The organism is Brachybacterium sp. SGAir0954 (assembly GCF_005490785.1).
Lineage (GTDB): Bacteria > Actinomycetota > Actinomycetes > Actinomycetales > Dermabacteraceae > Brachybacterium > Brachybacterium rhamnosum.
The window spans coordinates 1,462,252-1,479,366 of the sequence record NZ_CP027295.1; the positions used below are offsets into that span (position 1 = coordinate 1,462,252).

Annotated in this window: 15 protein-coding genes, 2 tRNA genes and 1 pseudogene; 7 read left to right on the forward strand and 11 right to left on the reverse strand. The window is 72.7% G+C overall.

Going from position 1 to position 17,115, the window contains the following annotated elements; translation table 11 throughout:
• Nucleotides 1-166: 166 nt before the first annotated feature.
• The 5 genes from C1N80_RS06520 to C1N80_RS06545 form a co-directional block, all read right to left on the reverse strand.
• Nucleotides 167-1,555, reverse strand: a complete 1,389-nt coding sequence (locus C1N80_RS06520; protein WP_137770041.1) for a M1 family metallopeptidase — start codon at nt 1,553-1,555, stop codon at nt 167-169.
• Nucleotides 1,552-5,445 carry a Pls/PosA family non-ribosomal peptide synthetase gene (locus C1N80_RS06525; protein WP_137770042.1) on the reverse strand — a complete coding sequence of 1,298 codons (3,894 nt, stop codon included), beginning with the start codon at nt 5,443-5,445 and terminating at the stop codon, nt 1,552-1,554. Before C1N80_RS06525 ends, C1N80_RS06520 begins: the two co-directional genes overlap by 4 nt.
• 159 nt (nt 5,446-5,604) lie before the next feature.
• Nucleotides 5,605-6,366: a DUF3349 domain-containing protein gene (locus C1N80_RS15770; RefSeq protein ID WP_240811253.1), complete on the reverse strand. Its 762-nt coding sequence runs from the start codon at nt 6,364-6,366 to the stop codon at nt 5,605-5,607.
• 17 nt (nt 6,367-6,383) lie between these two features.
• A complete protein-coding gene (locus tag C1N80_RS06540; protein WP_137770043.1) occupies nt 6,384-6,668 on the reverse strand; it encodes a hypothetical protein in 285 nt (94 codons plus the stop codon).
• A gap of 2 nt (nt 6,669-6,670) precedes the next feature.
• Nucleotides 6,671-7,885, reverse strand: coding sequence for an inorganic phosphate transporter (locus C1N80_RS06545; RefSeq protein WP_137770044.1), 1,215 nt, complete (start codon nt 7,883-7,885; stop codon nt 6,671-6,673).
• Nucleotides 7,886-8,182: 297 nt separating this feature from the next.
• Between C1N80_RS06545 and C1N80_RS06550 the strand changes: the two genes are divergently transcribed.
• Nucleotides 8,183-8,467: a GlsB/YeaQ/YmgE family stress response membrane protein gene (locus C1N80_RS06550; protein WP_137770045.1), complete on the forward strand. Its 285-nt coding sequence runs from the start codon at nt 8,183-8,185 to the stop codon at nt 8,465-8,467.
• A 96-nt stretch (nt 8,468-8,563) separates the two neighbouring features.
• Here C1N80_RS06550 and C1N80_RS06555 read toward each other — a convergent pair whose 3' ends face one another.
• The 3 genes from C1N80_RS06555 to C1N80_RS06565 all read right to left on the reverse strand — a co-directional run bounded on the left by C1N80_RS06555 (nt 8,564) and on the right by C1N80_RS06565 (nt 11,775).
• The gene (locus tag C1N80_RS06555; protein ID WP_137770046.1) at nt 8,564-9,967 is read right to left on the reverse strand and encodes a GntP family permease; all 1,404 of its coding nucleotides are present in this window, start codon (nt 9,965-9,967) and stop codon (nt 8,564-8,566) included.
• 70 nt (nt 9,968-10,037) lie between these two features.
• A complete protein-coding gene (locus tag C1N80_RS06560) occupies nt 10,038-10,808 on the reverse strand; it encodes a glucose 1-dehydrogenase (RefSeq protein WP_137770047.1) in 771 nt (256 codons plus the stop codon).
• 190 nt (nt 10,809-10,998) lie between these two features.
• Nucleotides 10,999-11,775, reverse strand: a complete 777-nt coding sequence (locus C1N80_RS06565) for an IclR family transcriptional regulator (protein ID WP_137770048.1) — start codon at nt 11,773-11,775, stop codon at nt 10,999-11,001.
• A 108-nt stretch (nt 11,776-11,883) separates the two neighbouring features.
• On the opposite strand from C1N80_RS06565, the gene C1N80_RS06570 reads away from it, so the two are divergent.
• Nucleotides 11,884-12,612: a hypothetical protein gene (locus C1N80_RS06570; RefSeq protein WP_137770049.1), complete on the forward strand. Its 729-nt coding sequence runs from the start codon at nt 11,884-11,886 to the stop codon at nt 12,610-12,612.
• A gap of 24 nt (nt 12,613-12,636) precedes the next feature.
• Here C1N80_RS06570 and C1N80_RS06575 read toward each other — a convergent pair whose 3' ends face one another.
• Nucleotides 12,637-13,299 (reverse strand): YigZ family protein, encoded by a 663-nt coding sequence (locus tag C1N80_RS06575; protein WP_137770050.1) that lies wholly within the window; start codon nt 13,297-13,299, stop codon nt 12,637-12,639.
• Nucleotides 13,300-13,383: 84 nt separating this feature from the next.
• Between C1N80_RS06575 and C1N80_RS06580 the strand changes: the two genes are divergently transcribed.
• Entirely contained in the window at nt 13,384-13,677 is a 294-nt protein-coding gene (locus C1N80_RS06580; RefSeq protein ID WP_137770051.1) for a hypothetical protein, read from the forward strand.
• 81 nt (nt 13,678-13,758) lie between these two features.
• A tRNA-Lys gene (locus C1N80_RS06585) sits at nt 13,759-13,831 on the forward strand.
• A 372-nt stretch (nt 13,832-14,203) separates the two neighbouring features.
• On the opposite strand, the gene C1N80_RS06590 is transcribed toward C1N80_RS06585, so the two are convergent.
• Both C1N80_RS06590 and arsB read right to left on the reverse strand, forming a co-directional pair.
• The gene (locus C1N80_RS06590) at nt 14,204-14,632 is read right to left on the reverse strand and encodes a low molecular weight phosphatase family protein (RefSeq protein ID WP_137771682.1); all 429 of its coding nucleotides are present in this window, start codon (nt 14,630-14,632) and stop codon (nt 14,204-14,206) included.
• Nucleotides 14,633-14,655: 23 nt separating this feature from the next.
• Nucleotides 14,656-15,747: an ACR3 family arsenite efflux transporter gene (arsB, locus tag C1N80_RS06595; RefSeq protein ID WP_137770052.1), complete on the reverse strand. Its 1,092-nt coding sequence runs from the start codon at nt 15,745-15,747 to the stop codon at nt 14,656-14,658.
• Between the two features lie 81 nt (nt 15,748-15,828).
• On the opposite strand from arsB, the gene C1N80_RS06600 reads away from it, so the two are divergent.
• From C1N80_RS06600 to C1N80_RS15485, 3 genes and pseudogenes are all read left to right on the forward strand, one after another.
• On the forward strand, nt 15,829-16,194 hold the full coding sequence (locus tag C1N80_RS06600; RefSeq protein WP_137770053.1) for a helix-turn-helix transcriptional regulator: 366 nt from the start codon (nt 15,829-15,831) through the stop codon (nt 16,192-16,194).
• An 83-nt stretch (nt 16,195-16,277) separates the two neighbouring features.
• Nucleotides 16,278-16,616, forward strand: a pseudogene (locus C1N80_RS06605) (arsenate reductase ArsC); the annotation flags it as partial.
• 150 nt (nt 16,617-16,766) lie between these two features.
• Nucleotides 16,767-16,869: transfer RNA gene (locus tag C1N80_RS15485), tRNA-Lys, on the forward strand.
• The last annotated feature ends 246 nt before the right edge of the window (nt 16,870-17,115 follow it).

Genomic DNA, 17,115 nt, shown 5'->3' on the forward strand with positions numbered 1-17,115 from the left:
GTCCCGTGAGCTCCTGGAGTGCGGGACCTCTTCGTACGGGTCGAGCCCCAGGAGCGGACATGCGGTCGAGGAGGTCCCGCAGCCCGGCCGACGGAGCGGCGGGGCCGACGGGGGCGACCCGGCAGGGCAGGCCCGGCCGACCGGGCCGACGGGGCCCGGCACGTCGTCAGGAGCGGCTGAACAGTCCGCGCAGGCCGCGGTGGGTGGGCTCGCGCGGCGCGGGCTCGTCCGGCAGCTCCGGCAGCTCGCGCTCGTGCAGCCAGGCGCCGAACAGGTCGGAGAGGTCGTCGTCCCCGGCGGCGGCCTGGGCGTGCTCCTCGAACATCTCGGTGGTGACGGAGCCGCCCGAGTGCTCCGCGATCCACGAGGAGACCAGGGCGAAGAAGGCCTCGTCGCCCACGCGGCGGCGCAGCGCGTGGACCGTGAGGGCGCCCCGCTTGTAGACGCGGTCGTCGAACATGAGCTCGGGGCCCGGATCCGCGAGCAGCAGGTCCTGCTTCTTGCGGGCGAGGCCGGCGTGGTGGCGGCGCGCCTCCTCGGCGACGCTCGCATGCCCCGTCTCCTCCGCCCACAGCCACTCGCAGTAGCAGGCGAAGCCCTCGTGCAGCCAGATGTCCTGCCAGCGGGCGAGGGTCACGGCGTTGCCGAACCACTGGTGGGAGAGCTCGTGGGCGACGAGCCGCTCGGACTCCCAGTCCTCGCCCACGAAGTTCTTCCCGAAGGTGGACAGGCCCTGCGACTCGAGCGGGATCTCGAGGTCGTCGGCCGTGATCACGGCCGTGTACGAGGCGAAGGGGTAGTCGCCGAACAGGCCCGCGAAGAAGGCGATCATCTCGCCCTGCCGGCCGAAGGTCGGCGCGAGGTCCCGCTCGCCCACCCCGGAGGGGACGAGCGTGCGCACGGGCACCGGGCCGCCCTCGTGCTCGACCGCCGTGTACCGGCCGATCTGCACGGTCGCGAGGTAGGTCGGCATCGGCACGTCCTGGCGGTAGGACCAGGTGGTGACGGCACCGCTGCGGTGCTTCCCCTCGAGCTCCCCGGCGAGGGCGACCCAATGGCTGGGCGGGGCGGCGACCCGCATCGTGTAGGTGGCCTTGTCGTCCGGCCGGTCGTTGCACGGGTACCAGGAGGGCGCGCCGTGGGGCTGCGCGGCGACGATGACGCCGTCCGTCAGCTCCTCCCAGCCGGCGCTGCCCAGCACCTTCGAGGGCACCGGGTGAGGCTTTCCCGCGTACTTCACGTGCACGGTGAGCTCCTCGCCCTCGCGCACGGGGTGCTTCACGGTGAGCGCGCCGCCCTCGTGGGTGTGCTTGGCGGGCTTCCCGGCGACCTTGACGGCGCGGACGGTGAGGCCGCGCAGGTCCAGGCGCAGCGACGGGGCGTCGGCGAGACCGCGGCAGGTGAGGGTCGCCTCGGCGTCGAGCCGGTTCGTGTCGACCTTGTAGACGAGGTCGAGGTCGTAGTGGAGCACGCCGTAGGAGGCGTCGCCGTGGCCGGGGACGTACGGGTCGCTGCCGCCGCGACCGCCGTGGTGGTGGTTGCTCTGCGAGCTCATCCGCTCTCCTCTTCCGCCCAGGGGCTGATGGGGTTGCCGGTCCAGCGGGTGCCCGGGGGCACGCGCTCGCCGCGCATGACCAGCGAGACGGGCCCGACGGTCGCGTGGCGGTCGATCCGGGCGGCGGGGAGGATCACGCTGCCCGGACCCAGGGTCGCACCTGCGTCGAGGGTCACCGTGTCCATGCTCAGCACGCGGTCGTGGAAGAGGTGGGTCTGGACGACGCAGCCGCGGTTCACGGTGGCGCCCGCGCCGAGGGTGACGAGGTCTGTCTCGGGCAGCCAGTAGCTCTCGCACCAGACGCCGCGGCCGATGCGGGCGCCCATCGCCCGCAGCCACCACACGAGCGCGGGGGAACCGGTGGTGACGCGGGCGAACCAGGGCGCGGCGAGCACCTCGGTGAAGGTGTCCGCGAGCTCGTTGCGCCACACGAAGGAGGTCCACAGACCGTGCTCGCCCTCGCGGTGGCGGCCCACGACGAGCCACTTCGCGAGCACCGCCATGAGGGCCGCGGCGACCGAGCCGGCGAGCAGCACGGGCCCGCCGAGCAGCAGGGCCGCGGCGAGACCGTCGCCGGGCCGCACGAGCAGCGCGAGCAGGGTCGCGCTGACGGCCGCGTGCAGGAGCACGGCGAGCAGCAGCGGCACGATCCGGCAGGTCTCCACGAGGCCGCGATACACGTGCAGGCGCCGCGCGGGCGCGTAGGTGCGGGACTCGTCGGCCTCGCCGCCGGTGCGGCGCAGCCTGCGCGGCGGGCTGCCCATCCAGGAGCTGCCGGCCTTCGCGCCCTTGCGCCGCGGCGCCGCGGAGAGCACGGCGACGAGGGACTTCTTGGGGACCTTGCGGCCCGGGGCGAGCATGCCGGAGTTGCCGACGAAGGCGCGGCGGCCCACCTTCACGCGCTCCACGCGGATCCAGCCGCCGCCGAGCTCGTAGGAGCCCACCATGGTGTCGTCCGCGAGGAAGGCGTGGTCGCCCACCTGGACGAGGCTCGGGATGAGCAGCACGGTCGAGGCCTCGACGCCCTTGCCGACCTTCGCGCCGAGCAGGCGCAGCCAGATCGGGGTGAGCGCCCCGGAGTACAGCGGGAACAGCCAGTTCCGGGCCTCGTCGAGGAGGCGCAGGGTGCCCCAGATCTGCACGCCGGCGGCGGAGCGCACGGGATGGTGGCCGGGGCGGATGCCGAGGGCGAAGAGGCGGGTCAGGACGAGCACGCCGACGCCGAGCAGCAGGTAGCCGGCGAGGGCGGCGAGCGGCAGCCAGGGGAGCGCGGCGAGGATCGCCTCGCGCAGGGACGCGGTGCCGTTCGCGGCGGGCAGCAGCACGGCGGCCCCGGCGAGCACGGCGAGACCGGGCAGGGAGCCGACGAGGAGCGCGACGAGCGCGTAGGCGGCGAGCCACAGCGGGCTGCGGGAGGGGTGCTCGGGGGACCAGGGGCCGCGGGCCCGGCCGCGACGGGACGCGGGGGAGCCGGACCAGAACTCGCCGGCGGGCACCTCGCCGAGCACGGCGCTGCCGGGGCCGACCTCCGCGTCGTGGCCGATGCGGGCTCCGGGGCCGAGGGTCGAGCGGGCGCCCACGCGGGCGTGCTTGCCGATGCGCACGGTGCCGATGTGCAGGGTGTCCCCGTCGATCCAGGTCCCCGCGAGGTCTACCTCCGGCTCGACGCTCGCGCCGGTGCCGACGTGGAGGCGACCGGTGACGGGCGGGAGGGAGTGGAGGTCCACGTCGCGGCCCAGGCGCGCCCCGAGCAGGCGCGCGTAGAACGGGATCCACGGGGCCCCGGTGAGGTGGGTCGCCCCGAGCTCCTCCTGGACCCGCTCGGCGATCCACAGTCGCAGGTGCACGAGGCCGCCGCGGTGGTGCGTGCCCTCACGGACCCCGGCGAGCAGCAGACGGGCGAGGAGGGCCGCGATCGTCATCCGCACCGGCGGCAGCAGCACGGCGAGGGCGAGCGGGATCGTCACCGCGAGCGGGACCGCGGGCAGCCACGGCAGGTCCAGGACGGGCGCGGCGAGGGCGGAGGCGACGAGCAGCCAGGCCACCCAGCGCAGCGCGCCGAGCGCCCGCAGCGGCAGCAGCGCCACGAGCTGGGCGAGCTGGAAGCCGCGGCGCAGCGGCGGGACCTCGCGGTCGCTGCGGGCGGTCGCCACGCCCATCGACTCGACCGCGGCGGCGAGGCCGGCGAGGGTCGGGTGGGTGTAGACGTCGGCCACGGCGACCTCGGGGTGCTGCTCCCGCAGGCGGCCCACGACCTGCGCCGCGGTGAGGGAGCCGCCGCCCAGGTCGAAGAAGTCCTCCGTGCCGGAGGTGACCTCCGCGCCGAGGACGTCCGCCCAGATCTCGGCGATCCACGCGGCGGTGCCGTGCAGGGAGGAGCCGCCGTCCTGCTCGGTGCGGGAGGCGGGCAGCGGCCAGGGGAGCGCGTCGCGGTCCACCTTGCCGGAGGTGCGGGTGGGCAGCTCGTCGACGACCGCGAGCCGGGGCACGAGCGCGGCGGGCATGCGCTCGCGCAGCAGGGCGCGCGCCGCGGAGGCGTCGTAGGCGGCGTCGACGGTGAGGTAGCCGACGAGGAGCTGGTTGCCGGAGGCGGTGCGGCGCACGGCGGCGGCCGCGGAGACGACGCCCGGCAGGCGCAGCATCTGGTCGTCGATCTCGCCGAGCTCGATGCGGCGGCCGCCGAGCTTGATCTGGTCGTCGGCGCGGCCCGCGAAGAGGAGGCCGGCGGGATCGTTGACCACGCGGTCCCCGGAGCGGTACGCGCGCTCCCAGCCGAGGGTGGGCATCGGGGCGTACTTCTCGGCGTCCTTGGCGGGGTCGAGGTAGCGGGCGAGGCCCACGCCGCCGATGATCAGCTCCCCGGTGCCGCCCTCCGGCACGGGCACGCCCTGCTCGTCGACGACGGCGAGGTCCCAGCCGTCCAGCGGGAGGCCGATCCGCACGGGGCCCTGCCCGTCGAGCTGCGCGCCGCAGGCGACGACGGTCGCCTCGGTGGGCCCGTAGGTGTTCCAGACCTCGCGGCCGGGCGCCTGCAGGCGGGCGGCGAGCTCGGGCGGGCAGGCCTCGCCGCCCATGATGAGCAGGCGCACCTTCTCCAGGGAGGAGTTCGGCCAGAGCGAGACGAGGGTGGGGACGGTGGAGACGATCGTGATGGCGTTGGCCGTGAGCCAGGGGCCGACGTCGACCCCGGAGCGCACGAGGGAGCGCGGAGCGGGCACGAGGCAGGCGCCGTAGGCCCAGGCCAGCCACATCTCCTCGCAGCTCGCGTCGAAGGCGACGGAGAGCCCGGCCATGACCCGGTCCCCGGGGCCGATGGGCGCGTCCTGGAGGAACATCCGCGACTCGGCGTCCACGAAGGCGGCGGCGCTGCGGTGGGAGACGGCGACGCCCTTGGGCTTGCCGGTCGAGCCGGAGGTGAAGATGATCCAGGCGTCCTGGGCCGGGGTGACCGCGGCCCGTTCGCGGGCGGCGCGGCCGGCGCCGACGTCGGTCGCCGTGATCGCGAGCTCGTCGCCGATGACGGCGACGGCGGCGGACTCCTCGAAGACCACGCGGGCCCGCTCGTCGGGGTCGTCGGCGTCGACCGGCACGTACGCGCAGTTGGCGAGCAGGATCCCGATGATCGCGATGTAGAGGTCCGTGGTGCCGGAGGCGATGCGCACGCCCACGGCGTCGCCGGGGCCCGCGCCGATCGCGGCGAGGCGGTCGGCGACCTCATCCGCGGCGTCGTGCAGCTCGCGGTAGGTGAGGGAGGTCAGTCCCGTGTCGAGGGCCGGGGCGTCGCCGTTCGCGGCGACGGTCCGGGCGAGGACGTCGACGAGGGTGCGCGCGGCGGGGGCGCGGTCACCGGCGAGGAGCTCGGGGAGGAGGGAGGGCACGGGGTCTGTCACCTCGTGATTGTCGCCCGTCGCGCGCCCCGGGGACAGGGAGCGTCCACGGGACCTGCTGTGCGGTGTGACCTGCGCATCCTGCAGTTCAGGAGGAGGTCATCCGCCGTGCGCTCGCCGTTCACCCGGGAGGCATGGGGAGGGTCGGGCGCAGGGGAGGGGTCAGCCCTCGGCGCGGAGCGGCCAGCCCTTCTCGGCGAGATGGGAGGCGAGGCGCGCCATGTCCTGCTCGGCGGGGAGCTCGTCGGTGTAGCGGGTGATGAGCGTGCCGGCGTCGACGGTGTCGATGTCCCCGGCGCGCGCGTCGTCGATCAGCCGCGCGGCGACCTCCTCGACCTCCTTGTCCGTGAGCCGGCGGCGCAGCAGCGCCATGAGCGGCACGCGGTCGGTGGCGGGGATGCCGTCGGGGTAGCCCTCGGTGAGCCAGGAGATGACCCGCTGGGCGGCGTTCGGGGAGGGGACCCCGAGCGCGGCGCCCTCGGCGGCGGGATCCGGGGGCGGGATCTCCCCGGTGGTGCCGGTGGTGACGGCGGCCGGGCCGACGGTGCCGCCGTCGGCGCCGCTGCCGGTGCTCGTGCCGGCGCCCGCGGCGGCCTCGTGGGCGCGGGCCACGGCGCGGAGCTCGACGTCGTCGGGGGAGTCGCTGAGCGGCCAGCCGACGGCCGCGAGTCGACCGGCGACGCGGTGCACGTCCTCCGGGGTCGCGGCGGCGCGCTTGCGCTGCTCGATGCTCTCGTGGACCGCCTCGGGGGCGATGCGGCCGTCGGGGTTCTCGGTGATGACCGAGGCGACGATCTCGTCGACCTCGGACTCGCTCAGGGTGCGGGTGAGCAGCGCGAGGAGGGGGGTGTAGTCGCGGGGCGGGATGCCGTCCGGGTAGCCGGCGTGCAGCCAGTCCAGGACACGGCTGACGGGGTTGGCCATGGTCGGTCCGTTCCGGCTCAGAGGGGGAGCTCGATGCCCAGGTAGTGGCTGATCGAGCCCTTGGTGATGAACAGCAGGCCGTAGAGCACCACGAGCGCGACGACCGCGAAGACCGCCCAGGAGGCGTAGCGCGCGGCGGGGTTCGGCGCGGTGATGCTGCCGTCGGCGTGCTCGCCGCCGGCGCCGCGGTCCTGCAGCACGATGCCGAGGCTGAACAGGAGGGGGAGACCGGCGCCCAGCAGGATGCCGACGACGATCACGCTGAGGGTGCTGGTGGCGATCGAGGTGAGGTCGATGTCCATGGTCAGGCGTCCTTCCCTGCGGTGGCGAGCTCGGGCGCGAGCTCGGTGCCCTCACCCTCCCACTCGGCGTTGACGTTCGTGTGGTCGACCTTCTGCTGCTGCGAGCGGCGGTAGATCGCGCCGCCGGCGACCACGAGGATCCCGAAGACGAGGAAGGCGCCGCCGACGCCGCCCACGAGGTGGCCGACGAAGTAGGTCACGGCGCCGACGATCGCGGCGGCCGGGAGGGTCATGAGCCAGCCGACGACCATCCGGCCGGCGACGCCCCAGCGCACCTTCGCGCCGGGTCGGCCGACGCCGGAGCCGATGATCGAGCCGGTCGCGACGTGGGTCGTGGACAGCGCCATGCCGAGGTGGCTCGAGGTGAGGATGATCGCCGCGGAGGAGGCCTCGGCGGCCATGCCCTGCGGGGAGTCGAGCTCGACGAGACCCTTGCCGAGGGTGCGGATGATCCGCCAGCCGCCCAGGTAGGTGCCGAGCGCGATCGCGCCGGCGCACAGGACGATGATCCAGACCGGGAGGCCGTTGGCCTCGATCTCCTGGTCGGAGAGGGTGCCGTGGGCGATGAGGCCGAGGGCGATGACGCCCATCGTCTTCTGCGCGTCGCCCGTGCCGTGGGCGAGGGAGACGAGGGAGGCGGTCGCGATCTGGCCGTAGCGGAAGCCGCGCTCACGGCGGGCCTCGCGCACGCCACGGGTCACGCGGAACACGAGCCACACGCCGATCGCGGCGACGAGGCCGGCGATGAAGGGGGAGAGCAGGGCCGGGATGATCACCTTCGCGGTGAGGCCGGACCAGTTGATGCCGGCGGTCCCGAGCGCCGCGAGGCCCGCGCCGAGCAGGCCGCCGAACAGGGCGTGGGACGAGGAGGAGGGCAGGCCCAGGAGCCAGGTGAACAGGTTCCACAGGATGCCGCCGACGAGGCCGGCGAAGATGATGAACATCGCCGTCTCCGCATCGAGGCCAGCCATGAGGGCGCCCGTGTCGGTGTCCTGGATCTTCAGCACCGAGGTGGTCACGGTGACCGCGACCTCGACGGAGAGGAACCCGCCGACGAGGTTGAGGATCGCCGAGAGCGCGACGGCGACCTTGGGCTTCAGCGCGCCGGTCGCGATGGAGGTCGCCATCGCGTTGCCGGTGTCGTGGAAGCCGTTGGTGAAGTCGAACGCGACTGCCGTGACGATCAGCAGCAGGAGGATGACGAGTTCTCCGGTCATGACGTCAGGATGCGACCGGGCGCCGCCCCCGTGCCACCCGCCGATCGAGCCGTTCATCTGCCGTTCACCTTCCACGTGCGGGGATGCCCGCGGGAGTTCGCGAGATCACACGCGCCGTCTCCGCGCCTGCCGGCGTCGGCCCTCCCGCGCGTTGCACAGGAGGGGTGCGCTCTACCGCGCGGTCGCGATGACCGGCGTGTCCGTCCGAACTCCAGGCATTCCGGCTCGTCGGAGGGCATTATGAGAACGGAGGCGTCTGCGCCTCCGCCCTTCCCCCGAACGTAAGGAGAGAACGACATGGGTCTCATCGGCCTGATCATCTCGTGGCTCATCATCGGCGCCATCATCGGGCTGCTCGCCCGCGCCGTCATGCCGGGCAAGCAGGCCATGGGCCTGGGCATGACCATCGTCCTCGGTGTCGTCGGCGCGGTCGTCGGCGGCTTCATCGGCAGCCTCTTCGGCGGTGACGGCATCTCAGGGATCATGAACAACCCCTGGAGCATCGGCACGATCCTGCTCGCCGTGGTCGGCGCGATCGTCGTCATGGCGATCTACGGCCTGGCCACGCGCAACCGCGCCTGAGCCTCCCCGCGCCGGCCCCGTGCCGGCCCCCGGGAACGACGAAGCCCGGGACCGATCCGCCGATCGGTCCCGGGCTTCCGCCGTCCTGGGCGCGGGTCAGACGACCGAGGCGATCCCGAACAGCACGAGCGAGAGCGCGAAGCCGACGACGGCCATCGCGGTCTGGATGAGGGTCCAGCTGGCGAGGGTCTGCTTCATCGAGAGGCCGAAGAAGCGGGAGACCAGCCAGAAGCCCGAGTCGTTGACGTGCGCGACGCCCACGGAGCCCGCGGACATCGCCATGACGATCGCCACGACCTGCAGGGCGTTGAAGTCCCCGGCGGCCACGACGGCCGTCATGAGGGAGGCGGCGGTGGTCAGCGCGACCGTCGCCGAGCCCTGCGCGATGCGCACGATCTGGGCGATGAGGAACGCCGCGACGATCACGGGCATGCCGAGGCTGTTGAGCGAGCCGGCGACCGCGTCGCCGATGCCCGTCAGGCGGAGCACGCCGCCGAACATGCCGCCCGCGCCGGTGACGACGACGACGGAGCAGATCGGGCCGAGGGCGGAGTCCTGGATCTTCTCGATGAGGGTGCCGCTCTTCCCCGCGCCCCAGCCGAGCACGACCATCGAGACCAGCACGGTGATGAGCAGCGCGATCGGGGTCTCGCCGAGGACGCGCAGCACCTGCACGACCGGCAGGGCCTTGAAGGCGTCGGGGTCGTCCTTCGTCGCGGCGAGGGTGTTCAGGCCGGTGTTGAGCAGGATCAGGACGAGCGGCAGCAGCAGCATCGAGATGATCGCGGGGACCGACGGGCGGGACTCGAAGCCCGTCTCCTCGGAGTTCGAGTCGAGGATCGTGGGGACGGGCACGCGGATGTGGTCGCCGAAGACCTTGCCGGCGAGCGGCGCGACGGTCGCCCAGATGATGAGCGCGAACACGAGGCCCACGAGCAGCACGAGGCCGACGTCGGCGCCCATGATGTTCGAGGCGGCGACGGGGCCGGGGTGCGGCGGGGAGAAGATGTGCATCGCCGAGAACGCCACGGCGCTCGGGAAGGCGATCGAGAGGAACGAGGCGCCGGTGCGGCGGGCCACCGCGTAGATGATCGGCATCATGACGACGAGGCCGGCGTCGAAGAAGATCGGGAAGCCCATGAGCAGGCTCGCCACGGAGAGGGCCATGCCCGCGCGGCGCTCGCCGAACAGGTCGATCATCTTCTCGGCGAGGACCTGGGCGCCGCCGGAGGCCTCGATCATGCGGCCGAGCATCGCGCCGAGGCCCACGAGCAGCATGACGTTGCCCAGCGTCGAGTTGAAGCCGAAGCCGATCGCCTCGAGCAAACGGTTGGCGGGCACGCCGGCGATGACGGCGGTGAGCAGGCTCGTGATGAGCAGGGCGAGGAAGGCATGCATGCGCAGCGCCATGATCATGACGAGCAGGCCGGCGATCGCGGCGACGGCGAGGATCAGCAGCCCGCCCGTGCCGAGATCCCAGTTCAGGACGAGATCGTCCATCGTCGGACTCCTTTGTCGAGGTGAGGGGTGAGGGGTGTGGTGGGACGCGGAGGCGAGGGCCTCCGGGGGATCAGATGACGGCGGTCATGCCGCCGTCGACGTACAGGGTCTGGCCGTTCACGAAGGCGGCCGCGTCGGAGGCGAGGAAGACGAGCGGACCCACGAGGTCCTCGGTCGCGCCCCAGCGGCCGGCGGGGGTGCGCCCGGCGACCCAGGCGGAGAACTCCTCGTCGGCCACGAGGGCGGCGGTCAGCTCGGTTGCGAAGTAGCCGGGGGCGAGAGCGTTGACCTGCACGCCGTGGGGCGCGAGATCGGCGGTGAGGCCCTTGGTGAGCATGACGATGCCGCCCTTGGTGGCGCTGTAGGCGGCGATCGAGGGGCGCGCGAGCTGGGACTGCACGGAGCCGATGTTGATGATGCGGCCGGAGCCGCGGGCGATCATGCCGGCGGCGGCGCGGCGGGCGCACTTGAAGGCGCTCGAGAGGTTCGTGGCGACGAGGTCGTCCCAGTCCTCGTCGGTGAACTCGGTGAGCGGGGCGCGGCGCTGGATGCCGGCGTTGTTCACGAGCACGTCGAGGGCGCCGTGCTCCGCCTCGAGCGCGGTGAGGGCCGCGTCGATCTGGGCGGTGTCGGTGACGTCGAAGGCGGTCGCGAGGGCCGGGGTGCCGGTCGCGTCGGTGATCGCGGCGGCCTCGGCGGTGGCCTGCTCGAGGCTGCGGCCGTGGACGACGACGGACGCGCCGGCGGCGGAGAGCCCCTCGGCGAGGGTCCGGCCGATCCCGCGGGTGGATCCGGTGACGAGGGCGAGGCGACCGCTGAGGTCGAAGGCGGCGACGGACATGGGGCGGCTCCATTGGCGAGGCGATGTCGGTGGTGCTCGTCGTCGGGTGACGAGGACCAGCGCCAGACTACGACACCCGGTCCTCTCTGGGGAACACGGTTCAGCATCCTGAACCGGGAGGCAGTGTGAGGCAGGTCGCCCTCATCCTCTCGCGGAGGAGCGGCGGAGGCGGGGGAGACGGGGAGAGTGCTCAGCGGCGGCGCGAGGCCGCGCCGAGCGGATTCGTCAGCGCGGCGGCGACGCGGAGGATCGCCGCGGAGATCTTCTCGATGCGCGCAGGGTCGAGCTCCGCGGAGGGGATCGCCGTGCCCACCGCGAGCATCGGATCGGCCGGGTGCCACGGCGGCAGCGGCGCCGCGATCCCGGTGACGCCCACCGTCGAGGCGCCCTCGTCGATCGCGACGCCCCGCTCGCGGGCCTGCTCGATCTGCGCGCGGATCGCCGCGGAGGAGGTCGACGTGCGCGACGTGAGCGCCGGGATCTCCGTGCGGGCGAGGACGTCCTCGACCGCCGCCTCCGGCATGGCGGAGAGCATCGCGAGGCCGGTCGCGGTGAGCACGAGCGGCAGGCGGGTGCCCAACGGCGAGCCGAGGCGCCGCTCGCGCCCCTCGTAGCGGACGAGGTACAGGGTGTCGAGGTCGTCGTGCGCCGCGATCTGCACGAGCTCCCCGGCGAGCTCCGCCTCCTCCTCGACCACGGGGAAGAACTCCCGGATCTGGTGGAACTGGAGGGCGAACTGGCCGCCCAGCTCCGCCGTGCGCATGCCCAGCACGTAGCCGCCCTCGACGCGTCGGATCATCCGGCCCTGCTCGAGGGCCGCGCACAGGTTCGAGGTCGAGGACTTCGCGATCCCGAGCTCTCGGGCGATCGTCGTCAGCGTCATCGGCTGCGCGGGGGAGGCGCCGAGCACGGTGAGCACGCGCAGGGCGCGGCTGACGGCCGGGGCGGGATCCTTCACGTCGGGCATCGGTGCCTCTCTCCGGGGTGGGGACTGCAGGGATCCTAGCGGCGGGAGGGCCATGTCCCCGGACCGTGCGGCCCGTCCCGGACCGGGCCGTCCCGATACCGTGGGGGCATGGCCGCCCGCCGACGAGCCCCCGCCCCCGAGGAGCAGCTGGAGCATCTGCGTGATCGCTTCGGCCTCGACGCGCGCCCGGGGGCCAGGCCCCTGGCCCACCGCGAGCACGCGGACCCGGCGCTCCTCGAGGCCCTCGAGGTGCCCCACTACGCGTGGCTGTACAACGCGAACGTCGTGCCCCGGGAGGCGCACGCGCAGCGCGGCCGGCTCGAGGGGGCGCTCGCCGTGGACGTCGGCGTGCCCCGGCGCGCGGGCGTGACCGGCGCGGCCGCCGCGATCGAGCGGTCCCAGCTGCTGGCCCGCGTGCTGATGGCGCAGTTCGAGGCGCCCGGCGCGGTCTACTCGATCCAGGCGCTCGCCTGGGAGGAGGAGGCCGCCTCCGGGACGCTCGTCGTCGAGGTCGCGAGCGGCCGCGGCAGCGGGGACAGCCTCGCCCGGGTCGAGGACGGCGACCTGGGGCCCGTGCTGGAAGCGGTGCTCGACGCCGTGCGACCGCCCGGCACCACCTTCGCGATCTCCCGCGACCCCGTGGACCTGCGCGACGAGCCCGCCTCCCACTGGCGCTGGGTGCATCCGGTGGTGCCGGAGGAGAGGATCGAGGAGTTCGCGACCCTCGCCCGGGACACGGCCTTCGAGGTGCTCACGCTGCTCGTCGGCTCCGCGGCGGGATCCTGCCGGCCCCTGAAGACCGTGCCGGACTGGTACGTCGACGTGCCCGGGCTCTGAGGCGCGGGCTCTGAGCGGCAGGCGTCAGGCTCCGGCGAGCGGGACGTCCGCGAGGCGCTTCCCAGCCTCCTCGACCCGTGCCCGGCCCGCGGACCACCGCGCGGCATCGGCCCGCAGCTCCTCCAGCAGGGACGGCTCGACGAGCACCGTCAGCACCGCCGTGCGGGAGCCGTAGGCGGTGGGCTCCATCGCGGCGCCGTGCGCGTCGGCCCAGGTCCGCACCGCATGCTCCGCCGCGCCCGCGTCGGCGTGGCCCACCTCGATCCGCGCGACGCTCAACGTGGTGCGGCGCAGCAGCGTCGCCGCAGCGACCGCCTGCTCCACACCGGCCGTGTACGCGCGCACCAGCCCGCCCGCACCGAGCTTCACCCCGCCGAAGTAGCGGATGACGATCGCGAGGGTGTCCGTGAGCTCCGCGTGCAGCAGCGACTGCAGCATCGGCATCCCCGCCGTGCCCGACGGCTCCCCGTCGTCGCTCGAGCGGTGCACGACCGCGGCGGTCTCCGTCTCCCCGATCACGAGCGCCGTGCAGCGGTGCCGGGCCGAGGGATGGTCCCGGCGCGCCGCGAGGATCCGCTCGTCGGCCTCCTCCACCGAGGTGACGCGGTGCAGACGGGTGAGGAACCGGGACCGCTTCTCCACGAGCTCCGTCTCGACGTCGGCGGCGAGGACCAGCGGATCAGGCACGGTGACCGGCTTCAGACATGGTGGTGAGTCTAGGGCGGGCGACAGCCTGGGCAGATCCTGGACGGACCGATGAAGGAGCCCCTCATGACCGCCGCATACCCCGGTGCCCCGCAGGGCGGCCAGTGGCGGCCCGGCCCCGCCGCCCCCGCGAAGCGCCGCTCCAAGGGGCCCGTGGTCCTCCTGGTCATCGGTGCCCTGATCCTCGTGCTCAGCCTCGTCGCCGGCAGCCCCGTCGCCCTCGGCCCGCCGGTGTCCATCGGCGGCATCTTCAGCGGCATCGACGGCGTGCTGCTCGCCGTGCTCGGCGGCATCCTCGGCTTCCTGCTGCTCCTCGCGAGCATCATCAGGATGGTCGTGCAGCGCCGCCGCACCGCCTGACCCACCCCTCCCCACACCGCAGGCCCGTGCCCGCCACGGCCCGTCCCGCCGCTACGATGGGACGGCCCGCCTGGCGGGCACGGGCCTGTAGCTCAGTCGGCAGAGCATCGGACTTTTAATCCGCGGGTCGTGGGTTCGATCCCCACCGGGCCCACCCTGGTCGAAGCCTGTCGTCGGCGACATGGCCGCGTCCTGTGGGGAGTCGACGGGAACTTGGTCGCACACCCGGCCCGTATGGCGGGGAGTGCCTGCCGGCTGCGTCCGCGGGACGAGCAGGGTGTACACGGTGCGAGAACCATGTCGGCGACCCATCGGTGTCGAAGCGCGGTCTCGCCTGCGCGAGTGCCCAGGCGGAGGCGCTGGTAGGCGCCGCTCTATTGACGGGTCCGGCATCCGGGGCAAGGAGCCGAGAGCCGCGTTCTCAGAGGTGGGCGGTAGTGGCCGGGCCGATGGACCAGGGTCGATGACGACCAGGGAGGCGAGTTCGATGCGGTGGCGAGGTCGGGCCGTGTCGCTGCAAACGTGGTCAGTTCGCGGTAGGGGTGAGGTCGTTCAGGAGTGCACGGACGCGGGCGTCGATGTCGTCCCGCACCAGGCGCATGCGCTCCATCCCTTCGATGCCCCTCAGGGAGGGCTCATCGGTGTGCCAGGTGGTGACCGGCGCGGTCATTCCCTCGACGGGTTCGATGACGGCTTCGCCGCCGATGACGATCACGTGATCGACGCTGCGCAGCAGCTCGGAGGTGACCGGCTGCGGGACGGCGGAGGACATGTCCGCGCCGACCTCGGCAATCGCCTCCGCGGACTGGGCATTGATGGCGGTGCCGGGGCGGGTGCCGGCGGAGTGCACCTCGACGGCATCTCCGGCGTGATGGCGCATGAGGGCGGCCGCCATCTGGGACTTACCGCCGTTCTTCACGCACACGAACAGGACTGCGGGGCGTTTCGCGGTCATGGTGACTCGATCTCTCTGCTGGTTCATCGTGTGGGAACGGTCGCGTCGCCGGGGAAGAGCCGGCGGCCCATCGCGAGAGCGACGTAGACGAGGGCGACGAGGACCGGGACCTCGATCAGGGGGCCGACGACACCGGCGAGGGCCTGGCCGGAGGTGACGCCGAAGGTGCCGATGGCGACGGCGATGGCGAGCTCGAAGTTGTTGCCCGCGGCCGTGAACGCGACGGTCGCGGACTTCGCGTAGTTCAGGCCGATCGCCCGTCCGAACAGGAAGGACCCGAGGAACATGACCACGAAGTAGACCAGCAGCGGCAGAGCGATGCGGGCCACGTCGCCCGGGGCGGAGAGGATCGCGTCGCCCTGGAGGGCGAACAGCAGCACGATGGTGAACAGCAGCCCGTACAGCGCCCACGGGCCGATCCTCGGGAGGAACCGCTCCTCGTACCAGGTCCGGCCCTTCGCCCGCTCGCCGAGGATGCGGGTCAGGAACCCGGCGACCAGAGGGATCCCGAGGAAGATCAGCACGCTGAGGACGATCGCGCCGATCGAGAACTCGGCCGACGTGGTCGGCAGCCCCAGCCACGACGGTAGCGCCTGGAGGTAGAACCAGCCCAGGGCACCGAAGGCGATCACCTGGAAGACGGAGTTGATCGCGACCAGCACGGCGGCAGCTTCGCGATCACCGCAGGCGAGGTCGTTCCATATGAGGACCATCGCGATGCAGCGCGCGAGACCGACGATGATCAGGCCGGTCCGGTACTCCGGCAGGTCGGCAAGGAAGATCCACGCGAGGCCGAACATGAGGGCCGGTCCGACGATCCAGTTCAGCACCAGCGAGGTCACCAGCAGGCGTCGGTCCGCGCCGATGCGCCGGGTCTCGTCGTAGCGGACCTTCGCCAGGACCGGGTACATCATCACCAACAGCCCGAACGCGATGGGCAGGGACACGGACCCGATCTTCACCGCCTCCAGCGCGGTGTTCAGGCCGGGGACGAACCGCCCCAGCAGGAGCCCCGCAGCCATGGCGGCCAGAATCCATACCGGGAGCCAGCGGTCGAGAAAGGACATCTCCTTCATCACGCGCGGCTGCTCCGCATCCTTGGTGGTCGTACTCATCAGACCTCGGAACCTTCCATCGACGGTTATCGATGAGCACGCTATGGTCCACATCGATGACTGTCAATGTAAGGTGAGGGCGTGACCACGACGACCGACGCCACAGCCACCGGATTCGCGGCGAGGACCGGCTCTGGCGAGTGCTGCACGCTGTCCGCAGGCCCTGTCGACACTGTCGACGCCGAGCGGATCGCCTCTCTCCTGAAGGCGCTGTCCGACCCCACGCGCCTCCGGCTCCTGTCCCACGTCGCCGCCCAGGGCTGCGAATCGGTCTGCGCATGCGATCTCACCGAGCCGCTCGGCATCAGTCAGCCCACCGTGAGCCACCACATGAAGAAGCTCGTCGACGCCGGCCTGCTCACGCGCGAGCAGAAAGGCCGCTGGGCCCACTACTCCGTCGTCCCGTCAGCTTTCGCCGAGCTCCGTGCGTTCCTCGACATCGCCTGAACCTCACCCCCGGTCGGGAGGCTCTCCTGACCGTTCGCCCCAGCGTCTTGTTCGTCTGTGTCCACAACGCCGGTCGAGCTCGGATGGCAGCCGGGTGGCTGCGAGAGCTCGCCGGGGACCGCATCGAGGTCCCCTCCGCCGGGTCTGCGCCCGCCGACTCGATCAACCCCGCAGCGGTGGAGGCCATGGCGGAGGTCGGCATCGAGATCTGCCACCAGAAGCCGAAGATCCTCACTCCCGATTCCGTCCAGGCCTCCGATGTGGTCATCACCATGGGATGCGGCGACGCCTGCCCCTACTACCCCGGCAAGCGGTACGAGGACTGGAAGCTCGAGGACCCAGCCGGCAAGGGCGTCGCGGAAGTCCGCTCGGTGCGCGACGAGATCCGTACCCGCATCAAGGAGCTCATCGGCAGCTTGCTGTCCCGCGAGCCACTCGACATTCCAATCCAAGGTCGAGGAAAGCCGAGCGCACGTGTGACGAGGGCTTCTGGAGACACCATCCCCAAGGAACAGATGCCGACTCGTCTCGAACACCTCTTGACAGCAACGCGATGGTGTCCGTCGCGCTTCGGGTAGCAGTACCAGCCCTCTGACCTGCTTGTACACGCTCTGCGGCCGATGCTCTGGCGGACTTTTCATCCGCGGGTCGAGGGTTCGATCCCCTCCGGGTTCACCCTGGTCACGCCACGATCCCGGGGTCCGCGAGCACCCCGTCGGCCCGCTCCGGACTGGTTCATGGCCGGAGAAGACTGGTCATCATGTACATGATGACCAGTCTTTTCGCGGGAGGCCCTGGCCCTGCCGCCCTCGATCCGCCCCTCGGCCCCGTCCCGCGGCGATGATCGAGTGCCACCCGACGGTCGCGACGGCGCAGGCGCCGGCTTAGCGCCCGGCACCGAACGGCCGGTCACCCGGCCTC

Excerpts from the sequence above, each read along its gene's own strand:
- C1N80_RS06520 (WP_137770041.1), bottom strand. The coding sequence starts at position 1,555 with ATGAGCTCGCAGAGCAACCACCACCACGGCGGTCGCGGCGGCAGCGAC.
- C1N80_RS15770 (WP_240811253.1), bottom strand. The coding sequence starts at position 6,366 with ATGGCCAACCCCGTCAGCCGTGTCCTGGACTGGCTGCACGCCGGCTAC.
- C1N80_RS06540 (WP_137770043.1), bottom strand. The coding sequence starts at position 6,668 with ATGGACATCGACCTCACCTCGATCGCCACCAGCACCCTCAGCGTGATC.
- C1N80_RS06545 (WP_137770044.1), bottom strand. The coding sequence starts at position 7,885 with ATGACCGGAGAACTCGTCATCCTCCTGCTGCTGATCGTCACGGCAGTC.
- C1N80_RS06550 (WP_137770045.1), top strand. The coding sequence starts at position 8,183 with ATGGGTCTCATCGGCCTGATCATCTCGTGGCTCATCATCGGCGCCATC.
- C1N80_RS06555 (WP_137770046.1), bottom strand. The coding sequence starts at position 9,967 with ATGGACGATCTCGTCCTGAACTGGGATCTCGGCACGGGCGGGCTGCTG.
- C1N80_RS06560 (WP_137770047.1), bottom strand. The coding sequence starts at position 10,808 with ATGTCCGTCGCCGCCTTCGACCTCAGCGGTCGCCTCGCCCTCGTCACC.
- C1N80_RS06565 (WP_137770048.1), bottom strand. The coding sequence starts at position 11,775 with ATGCCCGACGTGAAGGATCCCGCCCCGGCCGTCAGCCGCGCCCTGCGC.
- C1N80_RS06570 (WP_137770049.1), top strand. The coding sequence starts at position 11,884 with ATGGCCGCCCGCCGACGAGCCCCCGCCCCCGAGGAGCAGCTGGAGCAT.
- C1N80_RS06580 (WP_137770051.1), top strand. The coding sequence starts at position 13,384 with ATGACCGCCGCATACCCCGGTGCCCCGCAGGGCGGCCAGTGGCGGCCC.
- C1N80_RS06590 (WP_137771682.1), bottom strand. The coding sequence starts at position 14,632 with ATGACCGCGAAACGCCCCGCAGTCCTGTTCGTGTGCGTGAAGAACGGC.
- arsB (WP_137770052.1), bottom strand. The coding sequence starts at position 15,747 with ATGAGTACGACCACCAAGGATGCGGAGCAGCCGCGCGTGATGAAGGAG.